At 64.5% G+C, this 22,267-nt stretch carries 22 protein-coding genes; 19 read left to right on the plus strand and 3 right to left on the minus strand.

Translation table 11 applies throughout. The features are described from left to right. Positions 1–3: 3 nt before the first annotated feature. Complete coding sequence (locus B6V72_RS15595; RefSeq protein WP_088735969.1) at positions 4–1,146, minus strand: hypothetical protein; 1,143 nt, start codon at positions 1,144–1,146, stop codon at positions 4–6. Positions 1,147–1,377: 231 nt separating this feature from the next. Here B6V72_RS15595 and motA point away from each other — a divergent pair, with 231 nt between their 5' ends. Next, positions 1,378–2,247 carry a flagellar motor stator protein MotA gene (gene motA, locus B6V72_RS15600; protein WP_075775869.1) on the plus strand — a complete coding sequence of 290 codons (870 nt, stop codon included), beginning with the start codon at positions 1,378–1,380 and terminating at the stop codon, positions 2,245–2,247. Positions 2,248–2,254: 7 nt separating this feature from the next. After that, positions 2,255–2,692 carry a flagellar FliJ family protein gene (locus B6V72_RS15605; protein WP_075775870.1) on the plus strand — a complete coding sequence of 146 codons (438 nt, stop codon included), beginning with the start codon at positions 2,255–2,257 and terminating at the stop codon, positions 2,690–2,692. Here B6V72_RS15605 and B6V72_RS15610 read toward each other — a convergent pair. Next, on the minus strand, positions 2,682–3,155 hold the full coding sequence (locus B6V72_RS15610; RefSeq protein ID WP_088735970.1) for a hypothetical protein: 474 nt from the start codon (positions 3,153–3,155) through the stop codon (positions 2,682–2,684). The two genes, B6V72_RS15605 and B6V72_RS15610, sit on opposite strands and share 11 nt — an antisense overlap. A 163-nt stretch (positions 3,156–3,318) precedes the next feature. Between B6V72_RS15610 and B6V72_RS15615 the strand changes: the two genes are divergently transcribed. Then, on the plus strand, positions 3,319–3,714 hold the full coding sequence (locus B6V72_RS15615; protein ID WP_088735971.1) for a DUF805 domain-containing protein: 396 nt from the start codon (positions 3,319–3,321) through the stop codon (positions 3,712–3,714). Between the two features lie 60 nt (positions 3,715–3,774). Here B6V72_RS15615 and ileS read toward each other — a convergent pair whose 3' ends face one another. Next, on the minus strand, positions 3,775–6,759 hold the full coding sequence (ileS, locus tag B6V72_RS15620; protein WP_088735972.1) for an isoleucine--tRNA ligase: 2,985 nt from the start codon (positions 6,757–6,759) through the stop codon (positions 3,775–3,777). A 414-nt stretch (positions 6,760–7,173) separates the two neighbouring features. On the opposite strand from ileS, the gene B6V72_RS15625 reads away from it, so the two are divergent. The 16 genes from B6V72_RS15625 (at position 7,174) to folD (ending at position 22,257) form a co-directional block, all read left to right on the plus strand. Further along, a complete protein-coding gene (locus B6V72_RS15625; RefSeq protein WP_240497749.1) occupies positions 7,174–7,869 on the plus strand; it encodes a hypothetical protein in 696 nt (231 codons plus the stop codon). Next, positions 7,859–8,260: a tol-pal system-associated acyl-CoA thioesterase gene (gene ybgC, locus B6V72_RS15630; RefSeq protein WP_088720385.1), complete on the plus strand. Its 402-nt coding sequence runs from the start codon at positions 7,859–7,861 to the stop codon at positions 8,258–8,260. The genes B6V72_RS15625 and ybgC overlap by 11 nt, the downstream gene beginning before the upstream one ends. A 115-nt stretch (positions 8,261–8,375) precedes the next feature. Continuing rightward, positions 8,376–9,071 carry a protein TolQ gene (gene tolQ / locus B6V72_RS15635; protein ID WP_088720384.1) on the plus strand — a complete coding sequence of 232 codons (696 nt, stop codon included), beginning with the start codon at positions 8,376–8,378 and terminating at the stop codon, positions 9,069–9,071. Positions 9,072–9,073: 2 nt separating this feature from the next. Continuing rightward, positions 9,074–9,553 carry a protein TolR gene (gene tolR, locus B6V72_RS15640; protein ID WP_075775876.1) on the plus strand — a complete coding sequence of 160 codons (480 nt, stop codon included), beginning with the start codon at positions 9,074–9,076 and terminating at the stop codon, positions 9,551–9,553. 16 nt (positions 9,554–9,569) lie between these two features. Next, entirely contained in the window at positions 9,570–10,829 is a 1,260-nt protein-coding gene (locus B6V72_RS15645; RefSeq protein ID WP_088735973.1) for a hypothetical protein, read from the plus strand. Positions 10,830–10,931: 102 nt separating this feature from the next. Next, complete coding sequence (tolB, locus tag B6V72_RS15650; protein WP_075775878.1) at positions 10,932–12,254, plus strand: Tol-Pal system beta propeller repeat protein TolB; 1,323 nt, start codon at positions 10,932–10,934, stop codon at positions 12,252–12,254. A gap of 71 nt (positions 12,255–12,325) precedes the next feature. Continuing rightward, on the plus strand, positions 12,326–12,859 hold the full coding sequence (pal, locus tag B6V72_RS15655) for a peptidoglycan-associated lipoprotein Pal (protein WP_075775879.1): 534 nt from the start codon (positions 12,326–12,328) through the stop codon (positions 12,857–12,859). A gap of 5 nt (positions 12,860–12,864) precedes the next feature. Further along, positions 12,865–13,698, plus strand: a complete 834-nt coding sequence (gene ybgF / locus B6V72_RS15660) for a tol-pal system protein YbgF (protein ID WP_341865723.1) — start codon at positions 12,865–12,867, stop codon at positions 13,696–13,698. 10 nt (positions 13,699–13,708) lie between these two features. Continuing rightward, entirely contained in the window at positions 13,709–14,932 is a 1,224-nt protein-coding gene (gene tilS / locus B6V72_RS15665; protein ID WP_240497739.1) for a tRNA lysidine(34) synthetase TilS, read from the plus strand. 82 nt (positions 14,933–15,014) lie between these two features. Further along, positions 15,015–16,928 (plus strand): ATP-dependent zinc metalloprotease FtsH, encoded by a 1,914-nt coding sequence (ftsH, locus tag B6V72_RS15670; protein WP_075775881.1) that lies wholly within the window; start codon positions 15,015–15,017, stop codon positions 16,926–16,928. Between the two features lie 18 nt (positions 16,929–16,946). Then, positions 16,947–17,756: a methyltransferase domain-containing protein gene (locus tag B6V72_RS15675; protein ID WP_088725610.1), complete on the plus strand. Its 810-nt coding sequence runs from the start codon at positions 16,947–16,949 to the stop codon at positions 17,754–17,756. Next, positions 17,756–18,346 carry a sulfurase gene (locus B6V72_RS15680; protein WP_075775883.1) on the plus strand — a complete coding sequence of 197 codons (591 nt, stop codon included), beginning with the start codon at positions 17,756–17,758 and terminating at the stop codon, positions 18,344–18,346. The genes B6V72_RS15675 and B6V72_RS15680 overlap by 1 nt, the downstream gene beginning before the upstream one ends. 81 nt (positions 18,347–18,427) lie before the next feature. Then, positions 18,428–20,095 carry a formate--tetrahydrofolate ligase gene (locus B6V72_RS15685; protein WP_088735974.1) on the plus strand — a complete coding sequence of 556 codons (1,668 nt, stop codon included), beginning with the start codon at positions 18,428–18,430 and terminating at the stop codon, positions 20,093–20,095. 67 nt (positions 20,096–20,162) lie between these two features. Then, entirely contained in the window at positions 20,163–20,483 is a 321-nt protein-coding gene (locus tag B6V72_RS15690; RefSeq protein WP_075775885.1) for a chorismate mutase, read from the plus strand. Then, on the plus strand, positions 20,464–21,342 hold the full coding sequence (locus tag B6V72_RS15695; RefSeq protein ID WP_088735975.1) for a bifunctional 5,10-methylenetetrahydrofolate dehydrogenase/5,10-methenyltetrahydrofolate cyclohydrolase: 879 nt from the start codon (positions 20,464–20,466) through the stop codon (positions 21,340–21,342). Before B6V72_RS15690 ends, B6V72_RS15695 begins: the two co-directional genes overlap by 20 nt. A gap of 12 nt (positions 21,343–21,354) precedes the next feature. Then, complete coding sequence (folD, locus tag B6V72_RS15700; protein WP_075775887.1) at positions 21,355–22,257, plus strand: bifunctional methylenetetrahydrofolate dehydrogenase/methenyltetrahydrofolate cyclohydrolase FolD; 903 nt, start codon at positions 21,355–21,357, stop codon at positions 22,255–22,257. Positions 22,258–22,267 lie beyond the last annotated feature (10 nt).

Raw genomic sequence — 22,267 nt, forward strand, 5'->3', positions numbered from 1 at the left:
GGCTCAGCGCTCCTTGCCGCTTCGTTCATCCGCAAGCGACTGGAAGACGGATTCCCGGATCGTATCGAGCGAGACCTTCCGCGCCTCGCCATGGCTGAGCGCAGGCGTCAGGCCAAGTTGCAGCGCCAGCGCCGAGAAGAAGATCAACGCGGCGCCGCCCAACATCGTGCGCATCTGCGGCTTCGCGCCCTCGCGCTTTGCTGGAAACTTGCCTGACTCCGCGCGCGCCGGGGCAGACAGGGCAGCGGCGCGCGGTTTTGCGGCTTCGGGGGCGATGAAGATGTAGTGGTCGAGCGCGGTCAGTCGCGCCGTCAGCGGCGCCTGCCGCAAGGTCGCGAGAAGCGGGGCCGGGAAGTGATCCGCCGCGGCGTGGATCTGGCCGGGCAGGGCGGTTGCTCCCTGACGCGCGAGTTCCGCCACCGGGATGGCGAAGCTGCGAAGATCGTCGCGGAAATAGACGTCTCGGACCCCGAAGCTTTGCGCATCGGCGCCGGCCTCGTCGATGGTGATCCGCACGGTGTCGGCATCGAGGCTCAATTCGCAAGTCGCCATCAGCGCCTCGGCCCGGTGCGTATCGCTCAGCCGCCGGAAGCCGGGCGGGCCGCCATCCGCGCTCACCGGGGCCGTTGTTTCCGCTCGATCGGTAGGCACAGAGGCCGCATTCCTGCTCGTCGGCGGAGCGCTCGGTGTCGCGGACTGTGTCGGGTTCAACTCCGACAGGAGCCGCTCGACCTCGCGCAACGCGGGCGACACCGAGGCGGATTTCGCATCGGTCAGCGCTTCCGGGTCGAGCCCCTCGTCGGCGGCATAGGCGAAATTGATCGCGTAATCGCGGGCGATCTCCGGAAGGTTGTCGGTGTCCTGCACGAGCGACAGAATCTTCTGCTCGTCGGAGAACAGCATCCGCCGTGTCTGGTAGCCGTCGATCTTTGGAATGACGCTGAACTCATCCGCGCGCCAGTTCATCGACCGCGCGAGTCGGGGCAGTACGCGCTCGGCCTCGCTCGCGTGGAAGACCAGCATCGCGCAGCCGCCTTCCGGGTCGAGGCCGACGGCCAGACACATGTGCTGCGGCCATTGCTGGAACAGATGGCGCAGATCCTGCTCTTCGAGCAGAAAGGCTATGGCTTCCGCACTGGCGCTCATTCGATGCCCTGAATCCAAGATCAGTGTTGGAATTATCCTATCTATTCATGAATAATCGGTCAAGTTTCCTTGTCTATAGACGACATGGTGTGTTCTGTGCTTATTCTTGTTAATGATTTTGGCATTTATACTTGACTTAACGAGAGCGTCACCGGAGATTTGCTCGAGATTTTGGGGAAACTGCGCCTGCCGGTGAAAGACTGGGGGCGCGAAGCATACGGACAAAGTATAATGACGATCATCCTTGGCCTGTTGGCCGTCGTGGGCCTCGTGTTCGGCGGCTTCCTCCTGTCCGGCGGCAGCATGGACGTTCTGATTCATGCCTTGCCGTTCGAAGGGATGATGATCGGTGGCGCCGCGCTCGGGTCGTTCCTGATCGCCAACTCGTTCGGGATGATCAAGCAATCGGGCCGGGGGCTCGTAAAGGTGCTCAAGGGCAGCAAGTGGAAGACGGCGGATTACACCGACCTCTTGAACCTGCTCTACGAGCTGTCGCGGCTCTATCGCAACAAGGGTATCATCGCGCTCGATCCTCATGTCGAAGCCCCGGAAGAGAGCGAGATCTTCAGCCGCTATCCGCGTATCCTGAAGGATCATTTCGCGATCCAGCTGATTACCGACAGCTTCCGGATGCTGGCGATGAATTTCGACGACAAGTACCAGACCGAGGACGTCATCAACCGCAAACTGAAGAAGCATCACCGCGAGGTTCTGGCCCCCGCCTCAGCGCTCCAGACCGTGTCCGACGCCTTGCCTGCCATCGGCATCATCGCCGCCGTTCTGGGCGTGATCAAAACCATGGGTGCGATCGACCAACCGCCGGAGATCCTGGGTGGTATGATCGGCGGCGCGCTTGTCGGCACCTTCCTCGGCGTGTTCCTTGCTTATTGCTTCGTGCAGCCGATGTCTGGCCGTCTGCGCCAGATCGAGGAAGAGGATTCCGCGTTCTATGCGGTGATCCGCGACATCTTCGTTGCGCTTGTGAGCGACCACCCGCCGAATATCTGCGTCGAGATCGGGCGCGGCAGCATCCCAACCGCGCATCAGCCGGATTTCTACGCCGTCGAGCAGGCGCAGAAAGACCTGCCGCAGGCGGCGTAACCGCGCCATGGCCCGCAACCGGATCGCGGCCCTGGAGGTGATCGGGCGGCTGCGGCGGCGTGAGCTCGAAGAGCAGGCCGGCGAGCTATCGAAGCTGAATGCGCAGGTCGCGCGGCTGGAAAGCGAGCGCGATACGCTGACAGCGCGCGCCCGCGCCGAGCTTCACGTCACCTCGCCTGAGACCGCGCCTTACGCCGCCGGATTCCGCGAGGCGGTGCGCGAGACGGTCTCGTGGCTCGATCAGGAGATCGGCACGCTGAACGAACGCCGCGTGCCGCTCGAAGACCGGATGCGAGAGCTGTTCCGAGAGGCGAAGACCTATGACACGCTTCTCGACCGGGCCCGCGCTGAACGCGCGGCGGAGTTGGCAAAGCGCGAGCAGGCGCAGGTCGAGGAGCGCACGCTGCAGCGCTGGCTGCGCGACAGGGATGCGGTCAGAAGCTGAAAATCTCGCCGAGATTGGCGATGATCGTGACGAGCAGGACAACGCCCGCAACGAGCAGCGCGATCCACCAGACATATTGGAAGACGATCGCCGCAATTCCGAGGCTCACCGCATAGCTCGGCAGTCGCCAGTTTTCGCGGAGTGCCGCTGCGATTCCCGCGAGCGCGATCGCTAGGATCCCGAGGGCCGGCGCCGCGAGGCCGAGGTAAGTGGAGGCCGAAAGTGGTTGCGGCTCCACCGGCTTCGGCGCAAGGCCGAAAAAGGACCGCCAAGCCGAGCGTTTGATCTCGCCAGCGATCTCGCCAATCTGACTTCCGGCAGAGGGCTGAGGCCCGTTCGCAATTCCCGAGATCTGCACGAAAACCAGAATCAACGCGGCCGCGCCCGCCAGCAACGCCCAGAAGCCCCAACTGCGAAACAGGGGGCGAAGCGGGGCGGGCGGATGGCTTTCACTTTGGGTCATTCCGCGAGGTTAGCCGCGAATCTTGACGCAAATAAGAAGAATGCACGTCGCGCATTGACGCATCACGCGCCCACCGCACCTGCCCCGCCGGATTCACGCTGGCGTGACGCGTCGTCCTGAGGCTAAGCTTTCTCGACCGCTCATCCACGAAGGGAGACGCCCGATGGAGTTCAGCGAAGCGATCCGCAAATGTTTCTCGAACTACGTGACTTTCACCGGCCGCGCGGCCCGGCCCGAATTCTGGTGGTTCGTGCTCTTCGTCTTTCTCGGGAACATTGTCTTCGGCTTGCTGGATCGCATCCTCTTCGGTCCGATGATGATGCGGGGCGGCGAAGCGTCGCTGCTGGGGTCGATCTTCTCGCTCGTCGTGTTCCTGCCGTCGCTCGCGGTGCTGGTGCGGCGGCTGCACGACCTCGACCGAACCGGCTGGTGGGCCTTGATCATGCTGATCCCGCTGATCGGGACGCTGGTCCTGCTCTTCTTCACCGTCCAGCGCGGCTCGCCGCGCGGTAACCGTTTCGGGCCGCCGCCGCTGCCGCCGCACCAGATGCCGTCCTGACCTGACATAAAAAGGGCACCCAAGCGGGTGCCCTTCATTCCGTCACCGGATACGCGCCGCTCAGTCGAGCGCCGCATCGCACCGTTTGCAGGTGCCGGGATGCTCATGCGTGCCGACATCGGGCAGAATCTTCCAGCAGCGCTCGCATTTCTGACCGTCGGCTTTCTCGAAGACCACCGAGATGCCCGAAACTTCGGGCAGGCGGTACGCTTCCTGCGGAGCCGGATCGGCGGTCAGCGCGATGTCCGAGGTGATGCAGAGATCCTCGAAGGGCACCGATTTCAGCGCCGCCAGAACGTCCGCATCCTCGACATGCACGACTGGTGCGGCCTCTAGCGAGGCTCCGATCACCTTGGCCGAACGCTGCACCTCCAGCGCTGCCGTCACCACGCGACGTGCGCGGCGGATGCCATCCCATTTCGCCGCAAGGCTCGCGTCGGCCCAGGCTTCGGGAGTCTCGGGGATGTCCTGCAGGTGAACCGAGGCATCGTCGCCCGGGAAGCGCGACAGCCACACGTCTTCCATGGTGAAAACGAGGATCGGCGCGAGCCAGGTCGTCAGGCGATGGAACAGCAGATCCAGCACCGTGCGCGCCGAACGGCGGCGCAGGCTGTCCTCGGGGTCGCAATAGAGCGCATCCTTGCGGACGTCGAAATAGAAGGCCGACAGGTCCACCGTGCAGAAGTTGAACAGCTGCTGGAAAACGCCCTGGAAATCGAAGGCGTCATAGCCCTTGCGCACCTCGGTATCGAGCTGTGCCAGACGATGCAGTACCCAGCGCTCCAGCTCCGGCATCTCGGTCGGATCGACGCGCTCGGCGTCGGAGAACCCATCGAGATTGCCCAGCATGAAACGCAGCGTGTTGCGCAGACGACGATAGCTGTCGGCGGTGCCTTTCAGGATCTCCTTGCCGATGCGCAGATCGGCGGTGAAGTCCGACTGCGCAACCCAGAGCCGCAGGATATCGGCGCCGTATTGCTCGATCACCTCCTGCGGCGCGACGGTGTTGCCGAGCGATTTGGACATCTTCATGCCCTTCTCGTCGAGCGTGAAGCCATGCGTCACCACGTTGCGGTAGGGCGCGCGGCCCTTCGTGGCGCAGGCCTGCAGCAACGAGGAGTGGAACCAGCCGCGGTGCTGGTCGGTCCCCTCGAGGTAGACATCGGCGATGCCGTCCTCTGTCCCGTCGGCGCGGTCGCGCAGCACGAAGGCGTGGGTGGAGCCGGAATCGAACCAGACGTCGAGCACGTCGAAGATCTGTTCGTACTCGTCGGGATTCACGACGCCTTCCAGAACCTTCGCCTTGAAGCCGTCCTCATACCACGCGTCCGCACCCTCGGTCTCGAAGGCGGCGGTGATGCGTGCGTTGACCTCGGCGTTGCGCAGCAGGAAGTCTTCGTCGGTGGGCTTGGCGCCTTTCTTGACGAAACAGGTGAGCGGCACGCCCCAGGCGCGCTGACGGCTCAGCACCCAGTCGGGACGGTTCTCGATCATCGAATGCAGGCGGTTCTTGCCCTTCTCGGGCGTGAAGGTCACCAGCTCTTCGATCGAGGTCAGCGCCCGGGCGCGGATCGTGTCGCCATACTCGCCCATGCCGTCATCCAGCGTGTGGTCGATCGCGGCGAACCATTGCGGCGTGTTGCGATAGATCAGCGGGGCTTTGGAGCGCCAGCTATGCGGATAGGAGTGCTTGATCTTGCCCTTGGCGAGAAGCGCCCCGGCCCAGGCCAGTTGCTTGATGTTCGACACATTTGCCGGCCCGTCCTTGCCATCAGCCGCGACGATCGCCTCGCCGCCGAATAGCGGCAGGTCCTTGCGGTAGCTGCCGTCGGGCTCGACGTTATAGGTCATCTGCAGCCCGTATTTCAGGCCCATCTGATAGTCGTCGTCGCCGTGGCTCGGTGCGGTGTGAACGAAGCCCGTCCCGGCCTCGTCGGTGACGTGGTCGCCGGGCAGGACCGGGACGTCGTAATCCCACTCGCCATTCGCGCCCTCGACGCCGGCATAGGGATGCGAGAGCGTCAGCCCCTCAAGCTCTGCCGCGCTGACATTGCGCACGCGGGTGAAGCTCTCGACTTTCGCCTGATCCATCACCGATTGCGCCAGCGCATCGGCCATCAGCAGCAGTTCGCCTTCCTCGGCGGTCGATTTCTCGCCCAGCGTGTCGACGCGGTAGAGCCCGTAGGCGATGCCCGGATTGAAGGACACGGCGCGGTTTTGCGGGATCGTCCACGGGGTCGTGGTCCAGATCACGACGCTCGCCGCGTGCAGCTGATCGGCCAGCAGCGCCTGATCCGCGGCGTCATATTCGACCGCATCCTCGGTCGGCATGTCGGCATTGCCGCCCCGGCGGACCTTGAAGCGCACCCAGATCGTGTGGCTGGTGTGGTCGTGATACTCGACCTCTGCCTCGGCCAGCGCGGTCTTCTCGACCGGCGACCACATCACGGGCTTGGAGCCTTGGTAGAGCGTGCCGTTCATCAGGAACTTCATGAACTCCTCGGCGATCACCGCCTCGGCATGGTAGTTCATCGTCAGATAGGGATCGGCCCAGTTGCCATAGACCCCCAGACGCTTGAATTCCTCGCGCTGGATGTCGACCCAGTTCTCGGCAAAGGCGCGGCATTCGCGGCGGAACGCCACCACGTCGACAGCGTCCTTGTCGAGCCCCTTGGCGCGGTACTGCTCTTCGATCTTCCACTCGATCGGAAGGCCGTGGCAGTCCCAGCCAGGCACGTAGCGCGCGTCGCGGCCCATCATCTGCTGAGAGCGAGTGATGAAATCCTTCAGGATCTTGTTGAGCGCGTGACCGATATGGAGATGGCCGTTCGCGTAGGGAGGGCCGTCATGGAGCACGAAGCCGGGGCGCGTCTCCTTCGCGGCCTTCTCGCGCAGGCGATCGTAGATGCCGATCTTCTCCCAGCGCGCCAGCCAGTCGGGCTCACGCGCAGGCAGGCCCGCGCGCATCGGAAAATCGGTTTTCGGCAGAAAGACGGTGCCGCGATAGTCGGGGGCGGTCGTCTCGGTGGTCTGGTCGGAACTCATGGATAGGTCGTCCTTGGGAAAGGGAAGGGCGTGCGCGCGCACGCCGCGAGGCTTGGCGCAATATCCCGGCTACCCTGACGCGTCAGAGCGCCGGGCAAATAATTCGCGGATATGCAGCCAGCAAGAACATGCCGCCCTTATAGGCGTGAGGTGCAAGCGCGGCAAGCGCAGATCAGGGAGGGCTGCCGCCCGTCACCGTGGGTTCGCAATCGCCGAAGAGGAGGGGGCGCTGCCCCCACGCCCGGTCGGGCGCTCCCCCGGGATATTTGTGCCAAGCCAAAACGTCGTTGCAGGCAAAAGCCGGGGATGCGCGGCCGATCGGGCTGGCCCCCTTCCCCCCTCGGTCGCGATCTCTTAGGGTCGGGGCGAAGCGAGGGAGGCAGCATGGCGGAACAGGCAGAAATCACGGGCGAAATGGTGGAGCAGCTCTTCCGGCGCTCTTCCGACGAATATCTATTCGCGCGCTGGGGGCGCCCCGTCGTTCCCGTCGTGTTCGGGGTCGAGGCGGCGACGCTTGCGACGGTGAAGGGCGCGGTCGAGGCGGTGGTGGCGCTGGCAGGGCACAAGATGGCTGAGACCGATCCCGAGCTGGGCGCGAACCTGATGGTCTTCTTCTTCCGCGACTGGCAGGAATTGCTCGAGGTGCCCAATCTCGATCACCTGATCGACGGGTTGCAGGATCTGGTGATCCGGCTCGACGATCAGGGGGCGAACCAGTATCGCGTCTTCCGCTTCGACAAGGAGGGCGCGATCCGCGCCTGTTTCGCCTTCGTGCGGATGGATGCGGGGCTCGACGAGGTGCCCGCCGAGGTAATCGCGCTTAGCCAGGCGGTGCAGATGATCCTGCTTTGGTCCGACAAGGCCTTCGTGAAACGCTCGCCGCTTGCGGTGGCGCGCGGGGTGACCGTGCTGCGCCCCGAGATCGCTGCGGTGATCGCAGCTGCCTATGACCCGACGATGCCGGCTGTGGCGAAAGATCCGAGCCACGCGCTGCGTCTCGCGGCCCGCGCCGGCCTGCGTCAGGGCGAGGCCGCAGAGGCGGTACGGGAATTTTCGCGCGAAGTGGGCGAGGCGGAGCCGGACGATCGGGAGAACGAGCATGGCGCATGAGTTTCCGATCCGGGTCTATTACGAGGATACCGACCTCGCGGGGATCGTCTATTACGCCAATTACCTGAAGTTCATCGAGCGCGGGCGGTCCGAATTCGTCCGCGCGCTGGGCGTCGATCAGGTCGCCATGAAGGCCGATTACGGGGTGGTTTTCGCGGTGCGCCGCGTCGAGGCCGATTACCTGCGTCCCGCGAAATTCGACGACGAACTGGTGGTGACGACCGACCTCGTCACCGAAACGGGCGCGCGCTTGGTGATGGAACAGACCGTGCAGCGCGACGGCGAGGTGCTGTTCACCGCGCAGGTCACCATCGTCTGTCTCAACGAGGCGGGCGCGGCTCAGCGGCTTCCCGCCGATATTCGCCGGAAACTGGCCCCGAAACTGCATTGAAAAGCGGCGGGGTTTCGCCGGTTACATTGTTGTTATGGCGTTCCCCTTACTGCTGATATAGAATCGCTGGTAATCAGAGGCCCGATAACGTGGCCCCAACCGGCGAGCAGTACCTATGGACCATTCTTCGCTTGCGATGGCGCAGGAGATCGATTTCTCCCTGCTGGCGCTCTTTCTGCGCGCATCGCTGACCGTCAAACTCGTGATGATCATCCTCGTCGTGGCCAGCTTCTGGTCCTGGGCGATCATCATCCGCAAATTCATCGCCTATCGCGCGGCGCGCTCCGAGGCGGAAGCCTTCGACCGGGCCTTCTGGTCTGGCGAGCCGCTCGACGAGCTGTTCGACCAGATCGGCCCCGCGCCCGAAGGCGCGAGCCAGAAGATCTTCGCCGCCGGCATGTTGGAATGGCGCCGGTCGCATCGTCAGGACGGGGCGCTGATAACCGGCGCGCAAGCGCGGATCGAACGCTCGATGGATGTCGCGATCCAGAAGGCGACCGAAAACCTCAATTACGGGCTGACCTTCCTTGCGACCGTGGGCTCGATCTCGCCCTTCGTGGGCCTGTTCGGTACGGTCTGGGGGATCAAGGTCGCCTTCGAGGAGATCGCGATCTCGCAGAATACCTCGCTCGCCGTCGTGGCGCCCGGCATTTCGGAAGCGCTCGTGGCGACCGCGCTGGGTCTTCTCGCGGCAATTCCGGCGGTGATCTTCTACAACAAGCTGTCGTCCGATGCCGATCGCATTGCGGGCAACTATGAGGCCTTCGCGGACGAATTCTCGACCATCCTGTCGCGCCAGTTGGATAGCTGATCATGGGTGCGGGTGTTGCAAAACGCGGATCGGGCGGATCGCGGCGCCGCAGGAGCGGGCGCGGGCGTCACGCCGCGATGAGCGAGATCAACGTCACGCCGATGGTCGACGTGATGCTGGTGCTGCTGGTGATCTTCATGGTCGCCGCGCCGATGATGACGGTGGGCGTGCCGCTCGAGTTGCCGAAGACGGCGGCCAAGGCCGTACCGACCGAGCAGGAGGTGCCGCTGACGGTGTCGATCCAGGCGGACGGGAAGGTCTCGCTGATGAACTCGGAAGTGCCGCAGGATCAGCTGATCGACCGCCTCAAGGCGATCGCGGCCGAGCGCAAGAGCGACAAGGTCTTCCTGCGTGCGGATGGCAAGATTTCCTATTCTCAGGTGGTGCAGGTGATGGGCGCGCTCAACGGCGCGGGGTTCTCGAACATCACGCTCGTCACCGATACCGGGGGGCCGCAATTGACGGCGCCTGCGGGGAACTGAGCCCAGGGGGCATCGCATGAACCGTGCGGACAAGATCGGTTACGGCCTGTCGGGCGCGCTGCATCTGGGCGTGCTCTTCTGGGTCATTGCCGGGGGCCAGTGGTTCTTCCCGAAACCGAATAAGCCGGTGGTGATCTCTCAGGTCGCGGTGATGTCCGAGAAGGACTTCAACACGATGATGGCCTCGGCGCCGAAGGACGCGCCGCAGCCCACGCCGGATCCGGTCGCGCCCACGGCGCCCGATACGCCAACCGAGACGGCCCCGCCGCCCAAGCCGCCCGCGCCGGAGCCGCAGGCCAAGCCCGAGCCGGAACCGCAGGCGATGCAGCAGCCCGACCCCGTACCGGATGCGCAGCCCGATGTGTCGGCCCTGCAAGAGCCGACGCCGCCTGCCGAAGTGAGCGACACGCCGCCGGAGATCGTGCCGCCGGTCGAGGAGCCTTCGCCGACGGTCACGCCCGATATCTCGCCCGTGCCGAAGCCGAAACAGGCGCCGCGCGTTGCTCCCACGCCTGCGCCCGAGCCGCCGCCCGAGGCGAAGGTCGACCCGCAGGCCCAGCCGCAAGAGGCCTCCAAACCCGCCGACACGCCCGATCAGCCCACCGAGAAGCCGAAGGAGGCGACGGCGCCGCCCGAAGCCTCCACCGAAATCGTGACCGAGGCGAACAAGACCAAGGACAAGCCGGAAAGCTCCGCGCCGCTGGCCTCGCCGCGGCCGAGCGCCAAGCCGAAACCGCCCGCGCCGAAAGAGACGCAGACGGCTGCGTCCCCGGCAGAGAAGAAGCCTGAAGCGCCCAAGCCCGCCGAGAAGAAACCGGCTGAGCCGAAACAGGCTGAGAAAACGCCCGCGCCGAGCGAGCCAAAGAAAGTCGACAGCGCCTCGGTCAACGATGCGCTTGCGGCTGCCTTGGGCGGTGAAGGCACGGGTGGCACCGGCTCTGCGCCGACGGGTCCGCCGATCACCGCGGGCGAGAAAGACGCGCTGATCGTCGATATCAAGCAGTGCTGGAACACCGGCGCGCTCAGCTCGGATGCGCTGCGCACCACAGTGACGCTGTCGGTCGATATGCAGCCCGACGGCCACCCGATCATCTCCTCGATCAAGCTGGTCGGGGCGACGGGCGGCACCGGCAACGCGGTCGATCAGGCCTTCGAGGCCGGGCGACGCGCCATCGTTCTGTGCGGTTCGGACGGGTTCCCGCTGCCGCCGGAGAAATATGACCGCTGGAAAACGATCACCATCGACTTCAATCCCGAAAAAATGAGGATGAAATGATGGCTGATCGGCGAATTTCCGCGCGGTGTCATGGGGTTGTGATGCACGATCGTGCCGCAGCGCGTTACAAACCGGGCAAGACCCGGAAAGGGAGTGTGTGACATGATGCGTTTCGTTCTCAGTTTGCTGGCCGCTGTGATGCTGGCACCCATCGCCGCAATCGCGCAGGATTCCGAGCCGCTGCATATCGAGATCACCGATGGTGTGATCGAGCCGATGCCGTTCGCAATCGCGGGTTTCATCCCCGAGACCCCCGACGCCGGCCAGATGGCGAGCCAGATCACGCAGGTGATCTCGAGCGATCTGACCGGGACCGGGCTGTTCCGCGAAATTCCGAAATCCGCCTATATCCAGAACGTGTCGAGCTTCGACACGCCGGTGAAATATTCCGACTGGCAGGCGATCAACGCACAGGCGCTGGTCGTGGGGTCGGTCGGGATGCAGGGCGGCAAGGTGGTCGTGAAGTTCCGCCTGTTCGACGTGTTCTCCGGACAGCAGATGGGCGACGGGCAGCAACTTGCGGCCTCGCCGGCAAGCTGGCGGCGTCTGGCACATAAGGTCTCGGACGTGATCTATTCGCGCATCACGGGCGAGGGGCCGTATTTCGACAGCCGCGTTGTTTTCGTCTCGGAAAGCGGGCCGAAGGACAACCGCCAGAAGCGCCTCGCGGTGATGGATTACGACGGCGCGAATGTGACCTATCTCACCGATGCCTCGACCATCGTGCTCGCACCGCGTTTCTCGCGCGACGGGACGAAAGTGCTCTTCACCACCTTCGAGACCGGTTTCCCGCGCATCAAGATGCTCGACGTGGCGACCGCCTCGGCGAGGCTGCTGCCTGAGGTGCCCGGGACGATGACATTCGCGCCGCGCTTCTCGCCCGATGGGCAGAAAATCGTCTACTCGATGGAGCAGAACGGCAATACCGACCTCTGGATGATGAATGTCAGCACGGGCCAGACCCAACGGTTGACGACCTCGCCCGCGATCGAGACTTCGCCCAGCTTCTCGCCCGACGGCTCGCGGATCGTGTTCGAGTCCGATCGCTCGGGTACCCAGCAGCTCTACATCATGCCGGTCGGCGGCGGCGAGGCGACGCGGATCAGCTTTGGCGACGGGCGCTATTCGACGCCGGTCTGGTCGCCGCGCGGCGATATGATCGCCTTTACCAAGCAGAACCAAGGCCGGTTCCATATCGGCGTGATGCGCACCGATGGCTCGGAAGAGCGGCTGCTGACCTCGTCCTTCCTCGACGAGGGCCCAACCTGGTCGCCCAATGGCCGGGTGATCATGTTCACCCGGGAGAGCCCCGGCGCCGAAGGCTCGGCCTCGCTCTATTCGGTCGACATCTCCGGGCGCAACCTGAAGAAAGTCTCCACGCCGGGCGCCGCGTCGGACCCGGCCTGGTCGCCGCTTCTGCCGTGAGGGCGGATTAACAAGCGTTAGAGAAACTGGTAGGCTCGCCCGCAATGGGCAGATCAACAAAGGCGGAACCAATGAAATTTGCAGTGAAGGCCGTGTTGGCCATCTCGATGCTGGGCCTCGCGGCCTGTTCGAACCCCGATCAATACGGCTCCGGTGCGACCGGTCCCGGCGGCGCGCTCGGACCGGGCGGCGCTGGCATGGGTGGCGTCAGCCAAGGCGGGATCAACGATCCGAACTCGCCGGCCTATTTCAGCCAGACCATCGGCGACATGGTGCATTTCCAAGTCGACCAGTCGACGCTGACCGACACCGCGCGCGGCATCCTGAGCCAGCAGGCGAGTTGGCTGGTGAGCCACCCGAGCTACACCGCGATCATCGAAGGCCATGCCGACGAGCAGGGCACCCGCGAATATAACCTCGCGCTTGGGGCGCGTCGTGCCTCTGCGGTTCAGGAATACCTGATCAGCCAAGGCGTGGCCGGCAACCGTTTGCGCACGGTCTCCTACGGTAAAGAACGTCCGCTGGCAGTCTGCTCGACCGAAGAGTGCTACCAGAAGAACCGTCGCGCCGTGACGGTGATCTCGCAATCGGCGGTCGGGAGCTGATCGCGATGCTGAGAGCTTTGCTTCTCGGTGCGGCTGTTCTGGCAGCCGCGCCCGCGCTGGCTCAGGACGCGAACCGCGCCCAGACGCTGGCTGACATCAAGACCGAACTGGGACAGCTTCAGACCGAGATCGGTAGCCTGCGCCAGGAACTGAAATCCTCTGGTCAAGCCGGTCTGCAGAAGGCGGGCGGCGATTCCGCTCTGCAGCGGATGGATTCGATGGAGCTGTCGCTGTCGCATATGACCGACCGCGTCGAGGAGCTGGAAAACAAGATCAACCGCGTCGTCGCCGACGGCACGAAGCGGATCGGCGATCTGAACTTCCGGGTCTGCGAGATGGAAGAGAATTGCGACATTTCGAAGCTTGGCAAGACAGAGCCGCTGGGAGGCGAAGCGCCGAACACCGGTGCGTCGGTCACGGGTCCGGCTCCGGATTCCACGCCCGGACCCGATCTTGCGATCAACGAGAAATCGGATTTCGAGGCGGGCAAGAAGGCCTATGAGGATGGCGATTACGCCTCTGCGGCCGATCTTCTCACGACCTTCCGGCAGACCTATCCCGGTTCCCCGCTGACCAGCGACGCGATGTATTATCGCGGTCTTGCACTGCAAAAGCAGGGTGATGAGGCGGGCGCTGCGCGGGCATGGCTCGACGGGTTCTCCGCCGACCCGAAAGGCTCGCGCGCCGCGGATAACCTGCTGTCGCTCGGCAAGGCGCTGGGGCAGCTCGGACAGCAGAGCGAGGCCTGCACTACGCTGGGTCAGGTGAGCGCACGCTTCCCGGGTTCATCGGCGGCGGGCGAGGCGCAGAACGCGCAGCAATCGCTGGGATGCCAGTGAGCGTTCTCCGGTGACGCTGGACGACATCGCAAGACACGGTTTTGACCCCGATGCGCCCCGGCGCGTCGGGGTTGCCGTTTCCGGGGGCTCGGATTCGATGGCGACGCTGGCGCTGTTGGCTGCGCATTTCGAGGTCGCCGCGGTGACGGTGGATCACGGGCTGCGCACCGAGGCTGCCGAGGAAGCCGCATTTGTCGGGCGGTTCTGCGCAGATCGGGGTATTTCGCACACGATCCTGCGCTGGGACGGAGCCAGCGCCGAAGGTAACCTGATGGACGCCGCGCGCCGGGCGCGCCTTGGGCTGATCGGCGCATGGGCGGGCTCGACCGGGATCAGTCATGTCGCACTTGGGCATACTGCCGACGATCAGGCAGAGACCTTTCTGATGCGGCTCGCGCGCGAGGCGGGGCTGGAGGGGCTGTCAGGCATGCGCCCACGCTTCGAGGCCGAGGGGGTGACATGGCACCGCCCGTTTCTGACCCAGACACGAGAGGCGTTGCGCGATTACCTGCGCAGGCAGGGCATCGCATGGGTCGACGATCCGTCCAACGAAAATGAACGCTTCGACCGGGTGAAGGCGCGACAGGCGCTTGGCACGCTGAAATCTTTGGGCGTCGATGCGCAGGCGATTGCCGGGGTGACGACAAACCTTGCGTCGGCCAACGCTGCGCTGCATCGACTGCTGATGGCGGAGGTCGAGCGCCATGTCTCCGAGCAATCGGGAGATCTGCTGATCGACGCGACGGGCTTTTCCGTGATGAATCCGGAGTTGCAACGTCGCCTGATCGTGGCAGCGCTGCGCTGGATCTCTGGCGCGGATTACGCGCCGCGCGCCGCGAAGGTGCAGACCCTGCTGGCGGAGTTGCCCCGGCAAGGCGACCGCACCCTGCACGGTTGCCGTATCACCTCCGCCAAGGGCGCGCTACGCATCACCCGCGAGGCGCAGGCGGTGGCCGATCTGCGCGTGACCCTCGAAGATAGCGCCGCGACCTGGGACCGCTGGGTGGTCACCGGGCCCGCCATGGACGCCACGGAAGTCGCGGCGCTGGGGGAGGCGGGATTACGCCAATGCCCCGATTGGCGCGAAACGGGCCTTCCGCGTGCCTCGCTTGCCGCAAGCCCGGCCATATGGCGGGGCGAAACGCTTGTCGCGGCACCGCTCGCAGGCTTCGGGATCGGCTGGCAGGCGCGGATTTGCCGCGACGCATTCGACACTTGGCTAATTCGACGTTGAACCCGGGCGCGTAATGCCTATTTTCACTGAGGAAGAGGCGGCGACCGCAGGTCAGCCGCCCGATACGATTGGAGGATATTCCTTGGGTAATGCGCGCAATCTGGCCTTTTGGGCGGTGCTGTTCCTGCTGATTTTGGCCCTGTTCAACCTTTTCGGTGATGGGCAATCTTCGATGAACTCGTCCCAAGCGACCTATTCGGAGTTCATGGACGCCGTCAACAAAGGCGAGGTGAAGAACGTCCGCCTCGATGGCGAAGAGGTGCGCTACCAGCTCGCCGACGGCACGAGCTTCACCACCGTCAAGCCTCTGGAAGATCAGATCGCAGAGAAGCTGATCGACAAGGGCATCGCGGTGAGCGTCGTCAAGCAACAGCAATCCGGCTTCATGTCGCTGCTGGGCGTCTGGCTCCCGTTCCTCGTGCTGATCGGCATCTGGATCTTCTTCATGAACCGGATGCAGGGCGGCGGCAAAGGCGGCGCGATGGGCTTCGGCAAGTCCAAGGCAAAACTGCTGACCGAGAAACATGGTCGCGTGACCTTCGACGACGTGGCTGGCATCGACGAGGCCAAGGAAGAACTCGAAGAGATCGTCGAATTTCTGCGCAACCCGCAAAAATTCTCGCGCCTTGGCGGCAAGATTCCGAAAGGCGCGCTGCTGGTGGGCCCTCCGGGCACCGGTAAGACGCTTCTGGCCCGCGCGATTGCGGGCGAGGCGGGTGTGCCGTTCTTCACCATCTCGGGCTCCGACTTCGTCGAGATGTTCGTCGGTGTCGGTGCATCGCGTGTCCGCGACATGTTCGAACAGGCCAAGAAGAACGCGCCCTGTATCGTCTTCATCGACGAGATCGACGCGGTGGGCCGTGCCCGTGGCGTCGGCATCGGCGGCGGCAATGACGAGCGCGAACAGACCCTCAACCAGCTGCTGGTCGAGATGGACGGGTTCGAGGCAAACGAAGGCATCATCATCATCGCGGCGACGAACCGGAAAGACGTGCTCGACCCCGCGCTGCTGCGTCCGGGCCGCTTCGATCGCCAGATCCACGTGCCGAACCCCGATATCAAGGGCCGCGAGAAGATCCTGACGGTTCACTCGCGCAAAGTGCCGGTGGGGCCCGATGTCGACCTGCGCACCATCGCGCGCGGCACACCGGGCTTCTCGGGCGCCGACCTGATGAACCTCGTCAATGAGGCCGCTCTGATGGCGGCGCGCGTCGGGCGTCGTTTCGTCTCGATGGAAGATTTCGAGAACGCGAAGGACAAGGTGATGCTGGGTGTCGAGCGCCGCTCGATGGTCCTCACTCCCGAGCAGAAGGAAATGACCGCCTATCACGAGGCCGGTCACGCCATCGTCGGACTGTCGCTGCCGAAATGCGATCCGGTCTACAAGGCCACGATCATTCCGCGCGGTCAGGCCTTGGGTATGGTCGTCTCGCTGCCCGAGATGGACAAGCTCAACTACCACAAGGACGAGGCCAAGCAGAAAATCACCATGACGATGGCGGGTAAGGCTGCCGAGATCATCAAATGGGGCGAGGAACATGTCTCGAACGGCCCGGCCGGTGACATTCAGCAGGCGTCGGCCATCGCCCGCGCGATGGTGATGCGCTGGGGCATGTCCGACAAGGTCGGCAATATCGACTACGCCGAGGCGCATGAGGGCTATCAGGGCAACACCGCTGGCTTCTCGGTCTCGACCAAGACGAAAGAGCTGATCGAGGAAGAGGTGCGCGGCCTGATCGAAGAGGGCTATCAGGAGGCCCGACGCATCCTCACCGAGCGGATCGAGGATTGGGAACGTCTGGCGCAGGGGCTTTTGGAATACGAGACCCTCACGGGCGACGAGATCAAGAAGGTCCTCTCCGGAGAGCCGCTGGGCGGTGACGACGATGACAGCTCCTCGGGAAGCCTGCCGTCGGTGACCGCGCTGCCCAAGACGTCCAAGAAAAAGGATCAGGGCGACGGCGGGGCGGAAACCACCCCCGAGCCTTCGGCCTGATCGCGCAGGTTCGCGAGAATGGTCACGCGTGACGCTTCAGTGCCGGGCGCAGCCGATTGGGATCCCGACGCTTATGCGCGGTTCCGCAATCTGAGGCTGCGCCCGGCACTCGACCTTCTGGCGCGGGTTCCGCATCTGCCAGAGCGCGGCAAGATCATCGATCTGGGCTGCGGCAATGGCGCGGTGGGCGAGACGCTGAACCACCAGTACCCCAAGCGCAAGATCGTTGGCGTCGATAATTCCGAGGCGATGCTCAAGCGCGCTGCGGCGACCGGCGCCTATCATCGCTGCGATCTGGTCGATATTTCCGAATGGACGCCCAACAAGCCGCCCGCGATGATCTTCTCCAACGCTGCGCTGCATTGGCTGCCCGATCACGCGAAGCTGTTCCCGCGTCTGGCCGGAGAGCTGCGCGAGGGCGGCGTTCTGGCGGTGCAGATGCCCGCCCAGCACGGCGCGCCGTCGCATCGCATCCTGCGCGACCTGTCGCAGGAGATGTTTCCCGACCGCTTCAACTTCGCCGGCTGGGTGCCGCCCGTGGCCCCGGCGGTGGATTACGCGAAAATGCTCAGCCCCCTCGGCGAGGTCGACATCTGGCACACCGAATATCTGCAGGAACTGGAGCCCACGCCGGGCGCGCATCCGGTCCGCCGCTTTACGGAAAGCACGGTGATGCGACCTTTCCTGCGGCTCTTGGGCGACACTGAAGCGCAGGTTCTCATCGAACGCTATGAAACCGCGCTGGAGACGGTTTATCCTTTGCGGGACGACGGTAGCGTCTTTTTCCCGTTCCGTCGTCTGTTTGTCGTCTTGTCAAAGAGGGGCTGATGGCCGCGCTGAAACCCACGCAATATCAAGGGGAGGTCGTCTGGCTCGGGCTGGTTACCACCGAGGGACAGCTGACCTCGACCCCGGTCGAAGAGATCGAATTCACCTTCGACGGTCCCGTGGGAGAACTGCATGGCGGACGCACACGTCCCTCTTGTTCGCGGGTCACAGATCAGCATCCAAAGGGCACCGAGATCGCCAATGTCCGCCAGCTGACGATCCTGTCGGCCGAGGAGCTGGCGGAGACCGCTTTCGCGATGGGCGTGCCGGAAATCGATCCGTCCTGGGTCGGCGCGACGATCGTGCTGCGCGGCTTGCCGGATCTGACCCATATCCCGCCCTCGGCGCGGCTTCAGAACGAGACCGGGCTGACCCTCGTCGTCGATATGGAAAACCGCCCCTGCGTCCTGCCGGGCCGGGTGATCGAAGAGCACTATCCAGATAAAGGCAAGCGCTACAAACCCGCAGCGCACGGACGGCGCGGCGTCACCGCATGGGTCGAACGTCCGGGCCGGCTGGTGGTCGGTGAGACGCTGCGGCTGCACATCCCCGATCAGCGCGCCTGGGAGCTGATGGACGAGGTCCGCTGAGGCGATTTAATCCCGCAACGGTCGCTTCTTTCCCTTTCGCCGCGTCGTCAAATGGTTACCCTCCGTCAGCAGGAGGACCAGATGACCAGTGATCTCGATATTGCCCGTGCCGCCACGCTGCGCCCGATGCCGGAAATCGCAGCGAAACTGGACATTCCTGAAGACGCCCTGATCCCCTATGGTCGCGACAAGGCGAAGCTGGAGGCGGAGTTCGTCGCTGGGCTGGATGGGCGCGAAACCGGCAAGCTGATCCTCGTCACAGCAATCTCGCCGACCCCCGCGGGCGAGGGCAAGACGACGACGACCGTGGGCTTGGGCGACGGGCTGTCCCGGATCGGAAAGCGCGCCGCGATCTGCCTGCGCGAAGCCTCGCTCGGCCCGAATTTCGGGATGAAAGGTGGGGCCGCGGGGGGCGGTTACGCGCAGGTCGTGCCGATGGAGTCGATGAACCTCCATTTCACTGGCGATTTCCACGCGGTCGGCGCGGCGCATAACCTGCTCGCGGCGATGATCGACAATCACATCCATTGGGGCAACGCGCTCGAGATCGACGCGCGCCGGATCACGTGGCGGCGTGTGCTCGACATGAACGACCGGGCGCTGCGCGACATCGTCGTCAGCCTCGGCGGCGTCGCGAACGGCTTCCCACGCCAGACCGGCTTCGACATTACCGTCGCCTCCGAGGTCATGGCCTGCCTCTGCCTGAGCCGCGACCTGACAGATTTGCAGGAGAGGCTCGGTCGGATCGTCGTGGCCTATCGGCGCGACCGCTCGCCGGTGACCTGCGCCGAGATCGGAGCCGACGGCGCGATGGCGGTGCTGTTGAAAGAGGCGCTGCAGCCCAATCTCGTGCAGACGCTGGAGGGCACTCCCGCTTTCGTCCATGGCGGGCCCTTCGCCAATATCGCGCATGGCTGCAACTCGGTGATCGCGACGCAAAGCGCGCTGAAGCTGGCCGATTACGTCGTGACCGAAGCGGGGTTCGGCGCCGATCTGGGTGCTGAGAAATTCTTCGACATCAAATGCCGTAAGGCCGGACTGACGCCGAGTGCTGCTGTGGTCGTGGCGACGGTTAGGGCGCTGAAGATGAATGGCGGTGTCGCTAAAGCGGATCTTGGCGCGGAGGATGTTGCCGCGGTCGAGGCGGGCTGCGCTAATCTCAACCGTCACATCGCGAATATGAAGAAATTCGGCGTACCGGTCGTGGTCGCGATCAACCGCTTCACTGCCGATACCGAGGACGAGATCGCAGCGGTGCGCGCCGCCGCCGAGGCGCAGGGCGTGGAGGCGGTTCTATGCACACACTGGTCGGAAGGCGGCGCCGGAGCCGAGGCGCTGGCCGAGAAGATCGTCGCGCTTACCGAGCGCCCTTCGCAATTCGCGCCGCTCTATCCCGATGACATGCCTCTGTTTGAGAAGATCGAAACCATAGCCACGCGCATCTACCACGCGAGCGATGTCTATGCCGATCAGAAGATCCTCAACCAGCTTCGCGACTGGGAGGCCGCGGGCTATGGCAACCTGCCGATCTGCGTGGCCAAGACGCAGTATTCCTTCAGCGCAGACCCGACGCTGCGCGGGGCGCCCTCGGGCCATACGCTGCCGATCCGCGAGGTGAGGCTCTCGGCCGGGGCGGGGTTCGTCGTGGTGATCTGCGGTGAAATCATGACCATGCCGGGCCTCCCCCGGCACCCGGCTGCGGAGACGATCGGCCTTGATGCCGACTGCCGCATCACGGGTTTGTTCTAGGCGCGCGGTCTTGAGCTTGTTGGGCCAAGCTGCGATAGGGGGCGCAAGTGTTCCGGGAGCCTTGTCGATGAAAACCCCGTCCGAACTACACTCGATGGAAGAGCTACGCGTCGCGATCGATGCGCTCGACCGGGAGCTGGTCGAGATGCTCGCCGCGCGCACCCGGCTGATCGCCCGTGCGGCGGAACTCAAACAGGAAAATGGCTGGCCTGCACGCATCCCCGACCGGGTCGAGGACGTGGTCTCGAAGGTGCGCGCCGCAGCGGAGCCTGCCGGGCTCGATCCCGATCTCGCCGACCGCCTCTGGCGCGAGATGATCGAGCATTTCATCGGGCAGGAAGAACAGGTTCTTGGCAAGGGAGATCCCGATGAGCGCCACGATCATTGACGGCAAGGCGTTTGCGCAGGGCAAGCTGGACGAGACCTATGCCGAGGCGCAGCGGCTCTCTGAGGCAGGCTGGGCGCCGTGCCTCGTCTCGATCTCGGTAGGTGACGTCGCCGCTGCCGAACTCTATGTGCGCAACCAGAGGAAATATGCCGAGAAAGCCGGCGTGGCCTTCGAGGTGCGCAACTACCCCGAGACGATCAGCCTCGAACAGCTTCAGGGCGTGCTGGCCGGTCTGAACGCCGATCCGCGCGTCAACGGCATCATCATCCAGCGCCCGCTGCCCGCACATATCCCGGTCAAGGCGCTGCAGAAGGCGGTGCATCCGCTCAAGGATGTGGAGGGGATGCACCCCGCCTCGATCGGCAACATCGTCTATAACGAGCTGGAACTGGGCCCCTGCACCGCCGTCGCAGCGGTTGAGATCCTGAAATCCCTGCCGCTCCAGACCGAAGGGCTCAATGTCTGCGTGATCGGCCACTCCGAGATCGTGGGCAAGCCGATCGCCTTCCTGATGATGGGGCTCGGCGCCACCGTCACGGTGTGCCACCACATGACGCGGCAGGTCTCGGTGCATTCGCGCGCCGCGGACGCCGTTTTCGTCGCTGTGGGCAAGCCGGGGCTGGTGCACGGCGAAATGCTCAAGCCCGGCGCGGCCCTGATCGATATCGGCATCAACCGGGTCGAGGGGCGCACCGTGGGCGACGCCGATTTCGACAGCTGCGCAGAGGTGGCGGGCTGGATCACGCCCGTGCCTGGCGGGGTGGGGCCGGTCACGGTCTCTACGCTGATGAACAACGCGGTCCGCGCGACCCGCATGCAGATGGACCATTACCGCGCGACCTTCGCGGCGGCGGAGTGACGGAGGAATGAAATGACGGCGACGATCATCGACGGGAAGGCCTTCGCAGCGAGCGTGCGCGAGAAGGTGGCCGAGCATGTCACCCGGCTGCAGGAGGAACACGGCATCACGCCGGGCCTCGCGGTGGTTCTGGTGGGCGAAGACCCGGCCAGTCAGGTCTATGTGCGCAACAAGGGCAAGCAGACCCTTGAAGCCGGGATGAATTCCTACGAGCACAAGCTGCCCGTCGAGACCTCCGAGGCCGATCTGCTGGCTCTGGTCGAGAAGCTCAACGCCGATCCGGCGGTGCATGGCATCCTCGTGCAGCTACCGCTGCCCGATCACATCGACGAGGAGAAGGTGATCAATTCGATCACCCCCGCGAAGGATGTCGACGGCTTCCATATCCTCAATGTGGGCCTTCTCGGCACTGGGCAGAAATCGATGGTACCCTGCACGCCGCTGGGCTGCCTGATGATGCTGCGCGATCAACTGGGTAGCCTCTCGGGGCTGAACGCCGTCGTGGTGGGGCGCTCCAACATCGTCGGCAAGCCGATGGCGCAACTGCTGCTGCGCGACAGCTGCACCGTCACCATCGCGCATAGCCGCACCAAGAACCTCGCGGATGTCTGTCGCGGCGCCGATATCCTTGTCGCGGCCGTGGGCCGTCCACGCATGATCCCGGGCGACTGGGTGAAGCCTGGCGCGACCGTGATCGATGTCGGCATAAACCGGATCGACGCGCCCGAGAAGGGCGAGGGCAAGACGCGGCTGGTCGGCGATGTCGATTTCGACAGCGCCAAGGAGGTCGCCGGCGCGATCACCCCGGTGCCAGGCGGCGTCGGGCCGATGACCATCGCCTGCCTGCTGGCCAACACGGTCACTGCCTGCTGCCGCGCGAACAATCTGCCCGAACCCGAGGGTTTGACTGCCTGACGAAAGTAGG

It is taken from the genome of Thioclava sp. F34-6 (assembly GCF_002213235.1).
GTDB classification, from domain to species: domain Bacteria; phylum Pseudomonadota; class Alphaproteobacteria; order Rhodobacterales; family Rhodobacteraceae; genus Thioclava; species Thioclava nitratireducens.